Below are 13,550 nucleotides of genomic sequence, written 5' to 3' on the forward strand. Positions count from 1 at the left end.
TCTTTACGCAGATCGTTTCGTTCGGCCTTCCGTGTAATTACTCAACCCGCCTTAAACACGGAAATCCTGACACCCCCTTTTTACCGCATCACCGCGTCGACCTACATTCCGAGTTCGGCGTTGTGAGCCGGCTCGTTGTACCTATCGGTGCGACGAGTGGCTTGGCTTGCTGGCTCTTTCTCTACCTTACATGCGCGCGTGAATCCATATGAAGGTCTTCCGGAGGCTTCAGTGAATGGCCGCTACGGGAAAATCCGTGAGTCCGAATTGGGTCAATACCAGTCTCCCACGGCGAGGAACGATCAGCTCGAAAGAGTCCGCTCGTGACCAGATATGACCGTGACTATCAGGTCGCGCCTCGGCTTATACAGATGAAAAAATATCTTCACCGCGTTCGCGCTGCTTCTGATCTCGCCTTTAATTAAACCGCTTTTCCGGCCCCGCAAGCCTCGCCGGAGCAAACGACCAAAGCCTTTTACACGTGGTTCATCAAGCATCTGTCCGAAGACAGGGAATATCCACTTATGGACAAAAACGTTTTGCGCTACGTCGCACCCGCGACGGTTGATGTGCTGCGGAGCGACTACAAGGCAAACAAGTTCGCAGAGGGCGCCGAGTACTTCACCAACGTTCAGGACTTCGACGAAAAAGACTGGATGGACCACATGCTGATCCGGCCGGCGATGATGCTCGATGACGTGGCGCTGGTTGCAGTCACATTCGGGACTAGCTCTACCAGAAAGACCAACGTTGTATTCCTGCGCCAATTCGACGGCGTCCGGAAACTCACCAAGGTAGTCGCCCCAGCCGACTACCGCTAAAACCGTCTCTCAAGACAGGGGACCGGTCGCCCCCTCTCTTTCATCCCGCGAACGCCCTACGCGGGATCCGCACAGTTCAGCCCGAACCCCTCATCGATCCACCCCGTAACGCCGCCCGCCATCAACTTGACCGGCCGCCCCAGCTGCGCGAGCCGCACCGCGCCACGGGCCGCACCGTTGCAATGCGGGCCCGCGCAGTACGTGACGAACAACGTATCGACCGCGTACCCGCTCAGCTTCGACGCGACGATCTTGCCGTGCGGCAGATTCAGCGCGCCCGGCACGTGGCCCTGCGCGAACAGCGCGGGGCTGCGCACGTCGAGCAACACGAAACCGGGGTTGCCGCTCGCGAGCGCGGCGTGGACGTCGGAGCAATCGGTTTCGAATTGCAGCGACGCCTGGAAGTGCGCGAGCGCGGCGGCGCTGTCGGCGGCGGGGATCGCGGTGACGGGGTTGAGGGGCGTGGCGGGGGCGGCAGCAAGGTCGGTCATGGTCATGGCTAATCAGAGTGGCAAGGTTGAACAGGTTGTCCGACGCGCGCGTGTCAGTCGATCCGATTGTGCCGGCCGTGGCACCGCCCGATAAGTGGCGCAATCGACAATCTCCGGTAACATCGCGCCATGCAAAACCATCTCGTCGTCGCGCTGGCCTACGACCGGCTCTGCACCTTCGAATTCGGCTGTGTGACCGAACTGTTCGCGCTCGAGCGTCCCGAACTCGGCGTGCCCTGGTATCGCTTCGCGGTCTGCGCGAGCGAGCCGGGGCCGATTCGCGCGGCGGGCGGCATCACGCTGGCCGCGCCGTACACGCTGGAGCTGCTCGCGGACGCCGACACGATCGTGATCCCCGGCTGGCGCGACGCCGACGAACCGCCGCCCGCCGCGCTGCTCACCGCGATTCGCGCGGCCTACGAACGCGGCGCGCGGCTGTGCTCGATCTGCTCGGGCGTGTTCGTGCTGGCGGCGGCCGGCGTGCTCGACGGCAAGACCGTGACGACCCACTGGCGTTACGCGGACAAATTGCAGCAGCGCTATCCGCGGCTGCGCGTGCAGTCCGATGCGTTGTATGTCGACGCCGGTCAGGTGATCACGTCGGCCGGCTCGGCGGCCGGGCTCGACATGCTGCTGCATCTGGTGCGGCGCGATCACGGCAGCGCGGTCGCCAATCGCGTCGCGCAACGGCTGGTGGTGCCGCCGCATCGCGAGGGCGGCCAGGCGCAGTTCGTGCCGCGTCCGGTCGCGCACGACGACAGCGGGCGGATCGCGAAGCTGATGGACTGGGTGCGCGGCCATCCGGCCGAGCCGCATACGCTGCGCTCGCTGGCCGAGCGCGCGGCGATGAGCCCGCGCACGTTGCAGCGGCAGTTCCGCGACGCGACCGGGATGGCGCCTTATGAATGGCTGGTGCGCGAGCGGGTCGCGATTGCGCGCGAGTTGCTGGAGGCGTCGGCGGCGCTGCCGATGGCGCGCGTCGCGGAGCTGGCCGGCTTCGGTTCGGAGGAGTCGCTAAGGCGGCATTTCCGGCGCATCGCGTTGACGAGTCCGGGCGCGTATCGGCGCAAGTTCGGGGGGCAGGAGGGGGTGTAGTGGTTTGCGTTGGCTCCCGCAATCCTCATTTTTCTGTCAGCATCACGAGCGCGGCATCGACGCTCGCAAACAGCATCGGCCGCTATAAAAAACGGCGTTTTGAAACAGGCTTTCGCAACACCCACGTCCCCTCGTCTGGTGCTCATGAACCTCAAAAACGCTGTCGTCTCCGCGGTTCCCGTACTCATGGCCGCCACCGCGCTCGCGGCGCTCGCCGTCGCGCTGGCGCCGGCCCGCGCGGCCGCCCCCGCGCAGCGCCCCGACTCGCGCGCCGACCTCTATCGCCGGCAGTTGCTCGCCGGCCAGAACGTGCCGTGCCGCACCAACGCATCGTGCGCGGCGCTCGGCGTGGCCGCGCTCGAGGCCGGGCATATCAAGGACGCGCAAACGCTGGTCGCGATGGAAGCGTCGCTCGCCGAGGCGACCGCGTTGCAGGCCGCCGACAACGATTCGCCCAAAGCCATGAGTTCGGCCCGCGCGCGCGTCGCGATGGCGCTCGTGCATCAGGGCGACGTGCAACTGAAGCTCGGCGCGCTGCCGAATGCGCGAGCGTTCTACCGCAGCGCGCTCGCGCGCGGCGACGACTATCCGCACGACGTATTGCTCGGCCGCGCGGTCGGCGCCGCGCGCGAGCGCTTCGAATCGATCGCGCATAAGGACCTGATGAGCGGTGTGCCGGCCGACGGCGCGCGCTTTCGCCGTTATATGTTTTTTGGTGCGTGGAACAGCATCGACGTGAAGCCGGTGAAAGGACGCCACGGCGTGTACCGGATCGACGGCGACTTCGTCTATCCGATGGTCGACGCGCAGGGCGAGCCGAGCGCGAATGTCGGCGACCTGTCCGCGTATGTGCGCTTCTTCGACGGCGTCGCCCGCGTGCCGGTCAGCGACACCAACAGCAACGCACCGCTCGACGCGACCGCGAAGATCGGCAACCTCGCGCGCTACGACCAGCACGACGACAAATGCCTGCTGGAATTTCGCCTCGTCGCGCCCGAAACGCTCGACGTGCGCACGCACGGCTCGCCGCAAGCGTGCGGCTTCGGTCACAACGTCAGCGCCGACGGCCGTTACTTTCTGATGACGGGTTTCTGACGCGACATTCCCGTTCGCTTATCGCCACAACAACGCACAACAACGCACAACAACAACGCGCGCCATGCCAAACGTTCTGAATCATCCCGAACTGGTGTTCATCGTTTCGTTCGTCGTCATGTGGGGGTCGGCGCGCATCGGCGCGACGCTACTGCGCCGCTTCAGAAAAATCGCCGACGACGCGCACGACGACTTCGGCGTGATCCAGGCCGCGACGCTCACGTTGCTTGCGCTGATCATCGGCTTCACGTTTTCGATGGCGGTCGGCCGCTACGACCAGCGCGAGCATTTCGAGGAAGAGGAGGCGAACGCGATCGGCACCGCATATCTGCGCGCCGATCTGCTGCCCGCCGCCGAGGCCGCCACGCTGCGCGCCGCGCTGACGAGTTATCTGGACCAGCGCATGCTGTTCTACACGACGCGCGACCCGGTGGCGCTCGAACGCATCAATACCGAGTCGGCCCGTCTGCAAAGCCGGATGTGGTCGGCCGTCAAAAGCGCGGCGGCCGCGCAGCCGACGCCGATCGCCGCGCTCGTCGTCACCGCGGTCAACGACGTGCTGAACACCCAGGGCTATGCGCAGGCCGCGTGGTGGAACCGCATCCCGTATGCGGCGTGGGGCTTGATGGCGGTGATGGCGATGTGCGCGAATCTGCTGGTCGGCTACGGCGCGCGCGCGTTGAAAGCGGGCGAGGGCCTGCTGCTGGTGGTGCCGCTGGTGGTGTCGCTCGCGTTCACGCTGATCGCCGATATCGACAGTCCGCGCGGCGGCATGATTCATGTGCAGCCGCTCAATCTGCAGGCGCTGGTGCAATCGCTGCGGTCGTATTGATTCGCCTCTTCAACGCGCACTGAGAGCGCATTGAATTCGTGGCCGGCGCAATGGTCACACGCTGATCCGGCAAGCTTGCCGCTCATTAATGGAAGCCGTCCCATGTCCGATACCGCAAAGATCATCGCCAGTTACAACGCCGGGCGCGACCCCGAACGGCTCGCGATGAAATACAAGGCGATGCGCGGCTCGCCTTTCGTGTTTCTGCGCGGCACCTGTCATCTGTTTTACGAACGGCTGCCGCGCGCGAAAGTGCTCGACGATGCGCCGCCGGTGTGGATCTGCGGCGACATGCATCTGGAGAACTTCGGCAGCTACAAGGCCGACAATCGCCTGATCTACTTCGACAACAACGATTTCGACGAAGCCTGTCTCGCGCCGCCGCCGTACGAACTGGTGCGGTTGCTCACCAGCGTGCTGGTCGGCGCGGGCGATCTGAAGCTGAGCCGCGCACAGGCGCTCGCGCTGTGCCACACCGCGCTCGACGCGTACGGCGCCGCGCTCGTGCAGGGCAAGTCGCGCTGGATCGAAACGGAGACCGCGACCGGGATGGTGCGCGATCTGTTCGACGCGCTCGCGAGCCGCACGCGCGCCGCGCATCTGGACCGCCGCACCGTACTCAAGGGCAAGACCCGCACGCTGAAAGTGGACGGCAAAAAAGCGCTGCCGGTCAGCGACGCGCAGCGCGCGGCGGTGCTGCAATTCATGCAGCAATTCGCGGCGGGCGAGCCGAATCCCGAGTTCTATCGCACGCTCGACGTCGGGCGGCGCATCGCCGGCACCGGCAGTCTCGGCGTCGATCGCTATGTGATCCTCGTCGAAGGCAAGGGCTCGCCGGACGGCAACTATCTGATCGATCTGAAGGAGGCGTTGCCGTCGTCGGCGGCCCCGCACGTGAAAACGGCGCAGCCGAAATGGCGGAGCGAAGCGCAGCGCGTGGTCGAAGTGCAGCGGCGCAATCAGGCGGTCTCGCAGGCGTTTCTGCACGCGGTCGATTTCAATCAGCGTTCCTACGTACTGCGTAGCTTGCAGCCGTCGGAAGACCGCGTCGCGCTCGCCGATTGGGACGGCAAGCTGCCGCGTCTCGAAGAAGTGATCAACACGATGGCCGAGCTGAGCGCGTGGGCGCATCTGCGCAGCGGCGGCCGGCAGAACTCCGCGATTGCCGACGACCTGATCGCATTCGGCAGCCGGCGCGACTGGCAGTTGCCGCTGGTCGATCTCGCTACGCAGTGCGAAGCGCAGGTGAGCGCCGACTGGAAGGACTATTGCGACGCTTACGATCGCGGCGCGTTCGAGCCGAAGGCGAAGGCTTGAAGTGCGGCGCGGCCGGGTCGCCGGCGCGAGCGGCAAGCGTGGCGAGCGTGGCGAATGGCGGCCCGCGCGTTACCGCGCCGGCGCATGCGCGGCGAGCAACTGGCGATGGCGCGCTTCGGTTTCGTCGTCGGCGGGGAACATGCATTCGAGCCGTAGCTCCTGGGCCGCTACGTTCCGCGGCGCACCCACGCTCGTCACCAGCGAGAAATAGCGCAACACCACGCCGTCGCTGACGAAGCCGAGCGGAATCACCGGCAGCGTCGCGCTCGCTGGTCCGTGGTGCGCTTTCCAGTCGCGCGGCACATCCGGGTAGGCGAGCAGTTCGTCGAGCAGGTTGCGGGTGCCGGCGTCGATCGCGTGACCGACCGACTCCCGGTACACCCGTTGCAGCAGACTGCGCGACACCGCATCCCAATCGGCCACGAAAGGGCGCATCCCATGCGGATCGAAGATCAGATGCAGCATGTTGCGCGGACCCTCGCGCGCCGCCATGTCGACGAAACAGCCGAAAAAGCGCGGCGCGGCGTCGTTGGTCATCAGCACGTTCCAATGACGGTCCATCACGATCGCCGGAAACGGCTCGTGCTGTCGAACCATCCGTTCCAGCGCGCGGGTGACGCCGTGCATCTCCCGCGCGTTCCACGGCGCCTCCGAATACAGCGGCGCGTAGCCGGCGGCGAGCAGTAGTGCGTTGCGCTCGCGCAGCGGCACGTCGAGCGTTTGCGCGAGCGTCAGCAGCGTGTCCCGGCCGGGCACGCTGCGTCCGCTTTCGATGAAGCTGATCTGTCGTTGCGATACGCCGGCCTCGAGTGATAGATCGAGCTGACTCATCCCACGGACGTCGCGCCAGTAGCGCAGCAGGTCGCCGAGTTCGCGCGATAGTGCGTTCGGAGCGGTGCGGGAGGCGGTCATCGGATGGTCCCTCGACTGGGCGGATGAAAGGACGTCGCGGCGCGGCATCACTGCGCGGGCGCATGCCATGCGAAGGCCTCGAACGATGCTTCGAGCGGCGGCCGGGTCACGCTGCTGGTGTAGTTCGTGATCGTCGACGCCGCGATCACCGCGATCACTTCCAGTAGCTGCTCGGCGCTGAACCCCGCGGCGAGGAAGCGACGCTGATCCGCGTCGTCGAGGTGGCCGCGCTTATCGATCAGCGTGCGCGCCAGCGCCGACAGCGCGGCCAGTTCGCTGTCGGCGGGCGGCAAGCCGTGGCGGATTGCGTCGACGTCGGCGGGCGGCACGTGTTGCCGCAACGCCAGCGCGGTATGAAACGCGACCGGCCATTCGCTCGCGTTGGCGACCGCATTGGTCAGCAACAGCGTCTGAATCTGCGGCTCGCTCAGACTGCTCGTGTGCACGCGCTCGAACAGGCCGATAAAGCCGTTGATCAGCGTCGGCGAGGCGGCCATGCTGGCGGCGATGTTCGGAATCAGGCCGAACGCCTGCTGCAATTGCTGGAGCACGGGCTTCGATTGCGCGGGGGCGGATTCGATCGTGTGAAGGGGGTAGCTCGACATGGTATCTCCGGGTGATGGGCGCTGCCGGACATGGCGGCGCGGTATGGGGAGAGTAGGAGCGCGTCACAGGCGCGGCAATTACACCGGATGTAATTGGATGCAATCGGGCGATTGAGCAGGCGATTACATTGCGCCGTTGTACTCGCGGTTCTAGTATGGATGAGCGCGCGGACCGCTTGCGTGTGATTCGAAGGTTCGTTCTGCTCAACTCTTCCCAGGACCCAACATGAAAATAATGACTGCGGGGCGGCTCGGCGTGGCGATCTGGATCGCCGCGCTCGCAAGCGGCGCGAGCGTGGCGCATGCGCAAAGCGCGGCGAATCCGCAAGGCACGGCGCTGCTGCGCGTGGCCGGGCCGACTTCGCCGCCCGGAACGCGGGCCGACACCTCGGTGGTGCGCGACGTGCGCCGCGCGTTGCAGCGCGTGCCGGACATGGACGATTCGACCATTCACATCCGGGTGCAGCGCGGCGTCGTCACGCTGACCGGCACGGTGCCCGAGACCTGGCAGATTTCGCGCGCGGCCAATGCGGCACGCGGCGTGCGCGGCGTGAAAAGCGTGTCGAACCGCCTGACGCTGCGCAAGCAGCACGCCGCCAACAGCCAGCGGTTGATGGTATCGGCCAACTAGGCGCGCGGCCGGCGGCTCCGGCGAGCGCGACGGGCGAGGCGGAGCGCGCCGGCGCTTGCATCGGGCGCAGGCGGAGAGCGACCAACAGCGAACGGAGGACATCATGCGCAAGCTCACGGTATCCGCGTTCATCAGTCTGGACGGCGTGATTCAGGGGCCGGGCGCGCCGCAGGAGGATGAGAGCGGCGAGTTCCGCTACGGCGGCTGGATCGTCCCGTATGCGGACGAAGCGATCGGCGACAACCTGCAGGACCTGCTCTCGCAGCCGTTCGATCTGCTGCTCGGGCGGCGCACCTACGACATCTTCGCGTCGTACTGGCCCGGCGTGTCGGCCGAATCGGGCAACTGGGCGATCGCCGATCTGTTCAACCGGGTCGGCAAGCACGTGGCCACGCATCGGCCGGACAGCCTCGGCTGGCAGAACAGTCATGCGCTACAAGGCGAGCTGGCCGACGCGGTCCGCGCGCTCAAACAGCAGAGCGGCGCCGATCTGCTGACGTTCGGCAGCGGCGACACGATGCGGCAACTGTTCGCCGCCGGCCTCGTCGACGAACTGCGGCTGGTGATCTATCCGGTGATGCTCGGGCGCGGCAAGCGGCTGTTCGGCGACGACGGGCTGCCGCGCGCGTTCAAACTGCTGCGCTCGGCGGTCACGCCGGGCGGCGTGCTGATCACTCACTATCTGCAGGACGGCGAAGTGCGAACCGGGGCGTTCGATTGACGCGCTGGCCGCACGACCACAACCGCCACCTCGCCAACTCCCCCAAAAACCGCGCAAAGCGAAGCCGTAAGCCGCTTTTCAAGCGTGTTTTCCACCCGCCAATGCGCGCCGCATCGTCCGGTCGTGCGTGCCAGCAGCGCTCCAGACAAACCCTCATTGCCGCAAAGATTTGCCCGCTGCTATCTTTCGCTGGTCTGTGTGGAAGCGCTTCCACTGATGAATCCGCGGCAGCTTTCGGGCCGCCCGTATCGCAGCGCACCGACTTCCGCCACCCCCGCTTCATCGACCTCAGCGCAGGAGAGAATTCGTGGAAAACGAAGCATCCGCAGTCATCGACGCCGCCCGCGTGCCCGCCCAGAACCAGCCGCATCACGACCTGAGCAGCGACCCGTTCTCGCCGCCCGAAGACTCGTCGCTATGGCGCCAGGACTTCCTGCTCGGCGCGGCGACCGCGTCGTATCAGATCGAAGGCGCGATCCATGAGGACGGCCGTCTGCCGTCGATCTGGGACACCTTCTCGGCGACGCCCGGCAAGGTGCTGGCCGGCGACACCGGCGAGCATGCGTGCGATCACTATCACCGCTGGGAACAGGACGTCGATCTGCTGACGGGGCTCGGCCTCGAAGCGTACCGGCTGTCGATCGCGTGGCCGCGCGTGATGGATGCGAGCGGCGCGCCGAACCGCAAGGGCATCGATTTCTACAAGCGTCTGCTCACGCGTCTGAAAGAGAAGGGCATCACGACCTTCGCGACGCTGTACCACTGGGACCTGCCGCAGCATCTGGAGGATCGCGGCGGCTGGCTCAATCGCGAGACCGCGTACCGTTTCGCCGATTACGCGGACCTGATGAGCCGCGAACTGCATGGCCTCGTCGATGCATGGATGACGCTCAACGAGCCGTGGTGCTCGGCGTTCCTCGGCTACGGCAACGGCCATCACGCGCCGGGTCTGGCCAACGTGCGCTATGCGACCCAGGCGATGCATCATCTGCTGCTCGCGCACGGTCTGGCGATTCCGGTGCTGCGCGCGAACGATCCGCAGGCGCACGTGGGCATCGTCGCCAACGTCGGGCGCGGCACGCCCAACAGCGACAGCGCCGCCGACCGCCGCGCGGCCGAGCTGTTCGAAGTTCAGCACAACGCATGGATTCTCGATCCGCTGCTCAAGGGCGAATATCCGCAAGCATTGTTCGAGTTGTGGCCGGGCACCGAACCGCTGGTGCTCGACGGCGATCTGCAGACGATTGCCGCGCCGCTCGATTTCCTCGGCATCAACTACTACTTCCGCACCAACGTCGCGAGCGACGGCGCGCACGGCTTCAAGGACGTGCCGCTGGCCGGCGTCGAGCGCACGCAGATGGGCTGGGAAGTGCACCCGGACGGTTTGCGCGATCTGCTGACCGGTTTCAGGGAAACCTACGCGAATCTGCCGCCGATCTACATCACCGAAAACGGCATGGCGTCCGACGACAAGGTGCTCGACGGCCGCGTCGACGACACCCAGCGCATCTCGTTCCTGAAGCGCCACCTCGCCGCGGTCGATCAGGCGATCAAGGCCGGCGTCGACGTGCGCGGCTATTTCCTGTGGTCGCTGATGGACAACTTCGAGTGGGCGTTCGGTTACGAGCGGCGCTTCGGGATCGTCCATGTCGACTACGGCACGCAGCAGCGTACGATCAAGCGCAGCGCGGAACTGGTCGCGAAGTTTCTGAAGGAGCGCAAGGCGCTCGCGTGAGAACGCGCGGCCGTGCGCCGCGAACCTGAGAGCAACGCCACCAATAACGCGCATCACAGCGAACAACAACACAACGAGCGCCGCGCGAAGCGGCGCCGATAACGCGGTAACGAAGGGTGGAGCTGGTTAGTCTTTCGACTTGACACACGGGCGGTGATCCCGGAGGAGACGGAATGAACAGCAGCAGAATGGTCTTACGAGGCGTGGCCGCCGCACTGGCGCTGTACGGCGTCGTCGCGCACGCGGAGCCGCTGAAGGCCAACGTGATTCACTGGTGGACCTCGGGCGGCGAATCGGCGGCGATCCGCCAGTTCGCCGACGCGTACGACAAGGCCGGCGGCAAGTGGGTCGACAACGCGGTCGCCGGCGCCGACCAGGCGCGCTCCACCGCGATCAACCGGATCGTCGGCGGCGATCCGCCCACCGCCGCGCAGTTCAATACGTCCAAGCAGTTCCACGACCTGATCGACCAGGGACTCCTGAATAACGTCGACGACGTCGCCAGCAAGGAGAACTGGAACGGCATCTTCCCGCAGTCGATTCTCGACAGCATCCGCGTGAAAGGCCATTACTACGCGGCGCCGGTCGATATCCACATGCCGGCCTGGTACTTCTATTCGAAGCCGGTGTTCCAGAAAGCGGGAATCGCAAGCGAACCGAAGAGCTACGACGAATTCATCGCCGATCTCGGCAAGCTGAAAAGCGCGGGCGTGATTCCGCTCGCGTTCGGCGGCCAGCCGTGGCAGGAAAAGATCACCTTCGACGCGGTGCTCGCCAACGTCGGCGGCCCGGACCTGTATCTGAAGGTGTATCGCGATCACGACGCGAACGCGGTCAACTCCGAAGCGTTCAAGAAGGTGCTGGTGTCGTTCAAGCGGCTGCACGATTTCGTCGATCCGGGCTCGCCGGGCCGCAACTGGAACGACGCGACCGCGCTCGTGACCTCGGGCAAGGCCGGCGTGCAGATCATGGGCGACTGGGCCAAGGGCGAGTTCGTCGCGGCCAATCAGACCGCGGGCAAGGATTACGGCTGCTTCCCGGGCTTCGGCGCGCGCTCGCCGTATCTGGTCGCGGGCGACGTGTTCGTGTTCCCGAAGACCGACAACGCGACCGCGATCAAGGCGCAGAACCTGCTCGCCACGGTGATGACTTCGCCGTCCGCGCAGGTCGCGTTCAGCGCGAAGAAAGGCTCGATTCCGATCCGGCCCGACGTCGATGCGAACAGCCTCGACGTGTGCGCGAAAGAGGGCATCGCGATCATGAAGGACAAGTCGCGCCAGTTGCCCAATCCGGAAATGCTGCTGTCGCCGGATACCCAGGGCGCGCTGACCGACGTCGTGACGAACTTCTGGAACAAGAACCAGTCGGTCGACGACGCGCAGAAAGCCTTCGCCAACGCACTCAAGAGCTAGTAGGGTCCCGCCATGCACGCGCTCAAGCTGCCAGCCGATGGTTCGAAACCGCTCCACAAGGCGGGTCAATCGCCGCGTCATAAACCGCTGAAACGGCGTTTTTCGATCGCGGTGTGGCTGGCCTTGCTGCCGATGCTCCTGACCGTCGTGTTCGCGTATCTGGGCACGATGGTCTGGACCGCGCGTGTATCGCTGACCAGTTCGCGGACCTTTCCTTCCGACAACTTCATCGGCCTCACGCAGTACGCGCGGCTGTTTCATAACGACCGCTGGCTGGTGTCGCTGCAGAACATCGTGATTTACGGCGCGTGTTTCATCGTCGCGTGCATGGTGATCGGTTTGCTGCTGGCGATTTTCATCGATCAGCGGGTGGTCGCCGAGGGCGCGTTGCGCACGGTGTTTCTGTATCCGTATGCGATGTCGTTCGTCGCGACCGGGCTGGTGTGGCAGTGGATTCTGAATCCGGAACTCGGCGCGCAGCAGGTGCTGCATCGGCTCGGCTTCACGCATGCGCGCTTCGACTGGATCGTCGATCAGGACTGGGTGATCTACACGATCGTGATCGCGACCGTGTGGCAGGCGTCGGGTCTCGTGATGGCGCTGCTGCTCGCCGGTTTGCGCGGGATCGACGAAGAGCTGTGGAAGGCCGCGCGCATCGACGGCATTCCGCGTTGGCGGGTGTACGCGAGCATCGTCGTGCCGATGCTCGGACCGTCGATCTCGACCGCGTTCGTGCTGCTGTTCGTGATGGTCGTGAAGCTGTACGACGCTGTCGTCGCGATGACCCAGGGCGGCCCCGGCACCGCCAGCGAAGTGCCGGCCAAATTCATCATGGACTACCTGTTCGGGCGCGCGAACATCGGCCTCGCGTCGGCGGCGTCGATCGTGTTGCTGGCCACCGTGCTGGCGATTCTCGCGCCGTTCTTCTATGCGCGCAGCCGCGCGGCGCTGCGTGGGGAAAAAGCATGAATACGCTCAATGCTTCGCTCAAAGGCCCGGCCGGGCGCGCACAATCGCGGCCACGCCGCTCGGCGTTTTCTCCGGCGCGCATCGGCATTTATTTGTTCTTGCTGAGCGCCGCCGCGTTCTTCCTGTTGCCGCTGTATGTGATGCTCGTTACGTCGGTCAAACCGATGAGCGAGATCCGCCTCGGCAATCTGCTCGCGTTTCCCACTCATTTCACGCTCGACGCGTGGAGCGCCGCGTGGCAGTCGGCCTGCACCGGGCTCGACTGCAACGGCATTCGCGTCGGCTTCTGGAACTCGGTGCGGATCGTCGTGCCGAGCACGGTGCTCTCCATTGCGATCGGCGCGGTGAACGGCTACGCGCTCAGTTTCTGGCGCCCGCGCGGCGCGGGCCTGCTGTTCGGCGTGCTGCTGCTCGGCGCGTTCATTCCAGTGCAGGTGATGGTCTATCCGCTGGTGCGGGTGCTCGCGAGCGTGCATCTGTTCAGCTCGCTGCCGGGCATCGTCGTGATTCATACGATCTTCGGGATGCCGGTGATGACGCTGCTGTTTCGCAACTACTACGTGTCGATTCCGCAGGAGCTGTTCAAGGCCGCGCGGATCGACGGCGGCGGTTTCTGGCGCATCTTCCTGCAACTGATGCTGCCGATGTCGACGCCGATCATCGTGGTCGCGGTGATCATGCAGGTCACCGGCATCTGGAACGACTTCATTCTCGGCCTCGTGTTCGCCGGCACCAGGAATCTGCCGATGACCGTGCAGCTGAACAACATCATCAACACGACGACCGGCGAGCGGCTCTACAACGTCAACATGGCGGCGACCATTCTGACGTCGATGGTGCCGCTCGCGGTCTACTTCGTTTCGGGCCGCTGGTTCGTGCGCGGCATTGCTTCCGGCGCGGTCAAGGGGTAGGGC

Annotated in this window: 13 protein-coding genes and 1 pseudogene; 11 read left to right on the forward strand and 3 right to left on the reverse strand. The window is 65.4% G+C overall.

Translation table 11 applies throughout. The features are described from left to right. Positions 1-464: 464 nt before the first annotated feature. Positions 465-821 (forward strand): annotated as a pseudogene (locus BTH42_RS24535) (hypothetical protein); the annotation flags it as partial. A 56-nt stretch (positions 822-877) separates the two neighbouring features. On the opposite strand, the gene BTH42_RS24540 reads toward BTH42_RS24535, so the two are convergent. After that, positions 878-1,318: a rhodanese-like domain-containing protein gene (locus BTH42_RS24540; protein ID WP_075303767.1), complete on the reverse strand. Its 441-nt coding sequence runs from the start codon at positions 1,316-1,318 to the stop codon at positions 878-880. 123 nt (positions 1,319-1,441) lie between these two features. Here BTH42_RS24540 and ftrA point away from each other — a divergent pair, with 123 nt between their 5' ends. The 4 genes from ftrA to BTH42_RS24560 all read left to right on the forward strand — a co-directional run bounded on the left by ftrA (position 1,442) and on the right by BTH42_RS24560 (position 5,651). Continuing rightward, positions 1,442-2,407: a transcriptional regulator FtrA gene (ftrA, locus tag BTH42_RS24545; protein WP_075303768.1), complete on the forward strand. Its 966-nt coding sequence runs from the start codon at positions 1,442-1,444 to the stop codon at positions 2,405-2,407. 144 nt (positions 2,408-2,551) lie between these two features. Then, complete coding sequence (locus tag BTH42_RS24550) at positions 2,552-3,502, forward strand: hypothetical protein (protein ID WP_143752194.1); 951 nt, start codon at positions 2,552-2,554, stop codon at positions 3,500-3,502. A gap of 64 nt (positions 3,503-3,566) precedes the next feature. Then, on the forward strand, positions 3,567-4,334 hold the full coding sequence (locus tag BTH42_RS24555) for a hypothetical protein (protein ID WP_075303770.1): 768 nt from the start codon (positions 3,567-3,569) through the stop codon (positions 4,332-4,334). Between the two features lie 102 nt (positions 4,335-4,436). Next, the gene (locus tag BTH42_RS24560) at positions 4,437-5,651 is read left to right on the forward strand and encodes a DUF2252 domain-containing protein (RefSeq protein ID WP_075303771.1); all 1,215 of its coding nucleotides are present in this window, start codon (positions 4,437-4,439) and stop codon (positions 5,649-5,651) included. 69 nt (positions 5,652-5,720) lie between these two features. Here BTH42_RS24560 and BTH42_RS24565 read toward each other — a convergent pair whose 3' ends face one another. Then, positions 5,721-6,563, reverse strand: coding sequence for a helix-turn-helix domain-containing protein (locus tag BTH42_RS24565; RefSeq protein WP_075303772.1), 843 nt, complete (start codon positions 6,561-6,563; stop codon positions 5,721-5,723). A gap of 47 nt (positions 6,564-6,610) precedes the next feature. Beyond that, positions 6,611-7,168 (reverse strand): carboxymuconolactone decarboxylase family protein, encoded by a 558-nt coding sequence (locus BTH42_RS24570; RefSeq protein ID WP_075303773.1) that lies wholly within the window; start codon positions 7,166-7,168, stop codon positions 6,611-6,613. A gap of 226 nt (positions 7,169-7,394) precedes the next feature. On the opposite strand from BTH42_RS24570, the gene BTH42_RS24575 reads away from it, so the two are divergent. From BTH42_RS24575 to BTH42_RS24600, 6 genes are all read left to right on the forward strand, one after another. Beyond that, entirely contained in the window at positions 7,395-7,799 is a 405-nt protein-coding gene (locus BTH42_RS24575; protein WP_075303774.1) for a BON domain-containing protein, read from the forward strand. 103 nt (positions 7,800-7,902) lie between these two features. Further along, on the forward strand, positions 7,903-8,520 hold the full coding sequence (locus tag BTH42_RS24580) for a dihydrofolate reductase family protein (protein ID WP_075303775.1): 618 nt from the start codon (positions 7,903-7,905) through the stop codon (positions 8,518-8,520). A 307-nt stretch (positions 8,521-8,827) separates the two neighbouring features. Further along, positions 8,828-10,255 (forward strand): GH1 family beta-glucosidase, encoded by a 1,428-nt coding sequence (locus tag BTH42_RS24585; RefSeq protein WP_083654899.1) that lies wholly within the window; start codon positions 8,828-8,830, stop codon positions 10,253-10,255. A gap of 173 nt (positions 10,256-10,428) precedes the next feature. Next, entirely contained in the window at positions 10,429-11,667 is a 1,239-nt protein-coding gene (locus BTH42_RS24590) for an ABC transporter substrate-binding protein (RefSeq protein WP_075303776.1), read from the forward strand. Between the two features lie 12 nt (positions 11,668-11,679). Next, positions 11,680-12,636, forward strand: a complete 957-nt coding sequence (locus BTH42_RS24595; protein WP_075303777.1) for a carbohydrate ABC transporter permease — start codon at positions 11,680-11,682, stop codon at positions 12,634-12,636. Next, entirely contained in the window at positions 12,633-13,547 is a 915-nt protein-coding gene (locus tag BTH42_RS24600) for a carbohydrate ABC transporter permease (protein WP_075303778.1), read from the forward strand. The genes BTH42_RS24595 and BTH42_RS24600 overlap by 4 nt, the downstream gene beginning before the upstream one ends. Positions 13,548-13,550 lie beyond the last annotated feature (3 nt).

It is taken from the genome of Burkholderia sp. SRS-W-2-2016 (assembly GCF_001931485.1).
Classification (GTDB): Bacteria; Pseudomonadota; Gammaproteobacteria; order Burkholderiales; family Burkholderiaceae; genus Paraburkholderia.

Coding starts and splice junctions, on each gene's coding strand:
- BTH42_RS24550 (WP_143752194.1), top strand. CDS start 2,552: ATGAACCTCAAAAACGCTGTCGTCTCCGCGGTTCCCGTACTCATGGCC.
- ftrA (WP_075303768.1), top strand. CDS start 1,442: ATGCAAAACCATCTCGTCGTCGCGCTGGCCTACGACCGGCTCTGCACC.
- BTH42_RS24575 (WP_075303774.1), top strand. CDS start 7,395: ATGAAAATAATGACTGCGGGGCGGCTCGGCGTGGCGATCTGGATCGCC.
- BTH42_RS24570 (WP_075303773.1), bottom strand. CDS start 7,168: ATGTCGAGCTACCCCCTTCACACGATCGAATCCGCCCCCGCGCAATCG.
- BTH42_RS24580 (WP_075303775.1), top strand. CDS start 7,903: ATGCGCAAGCTCACGGTATCCGCGTTCATCAGTCTGGACGGCGTGATT.
- BTH42_RS24595 (WP_075303777.1), top strand. CDS start 11,680: ATGCACGCGCTCAAGCTGCCAGCCGATGGTTCGAAACCGCTCCACAAG.
- BTH42_RS24560 (WP_075303771.1), top strand. CDS start 4,437: ATGTCCGATACCGCAAAGATCATCGCCAGTTACAACGCCGGGCGCGAC.
- BTH42_RS24590 (WP_075303776.1), top strand. CDS start 10,429: ATGAACAGCAGCAGAATGGTCTTACGAGGCGTGGCCGCCGCACTGGCG.
- BTH42_RS24540 (WP_075303767.1), bottom strand. CDS start 1,318: ATGACCATGACCGACCTTGCTGCCGCCCCCGCCACGCCCCTCAACCCC.
- BTH42_RS24565 (WP_075303772.1), bottom strand. CDS start 6,563: ATGACCGCCTCCCGCACCGCTCCGAACGCACTATCGCGCGAACTCGGC.
- BTH42_RS24600 (WP_075303778.1), top strand. CDS start 12,633: ATGAATACGCTCAATGCTTCGCTCAAAGGCCCGGCCGGGCGCGCACAA.
- BTH42_RS24555 (WP_075303770.1), top strand. CDS start 3,567: ATGCCAAACGTTCTGAATCATCCCGAACTGGTGTTCATCGTTTCGTTC.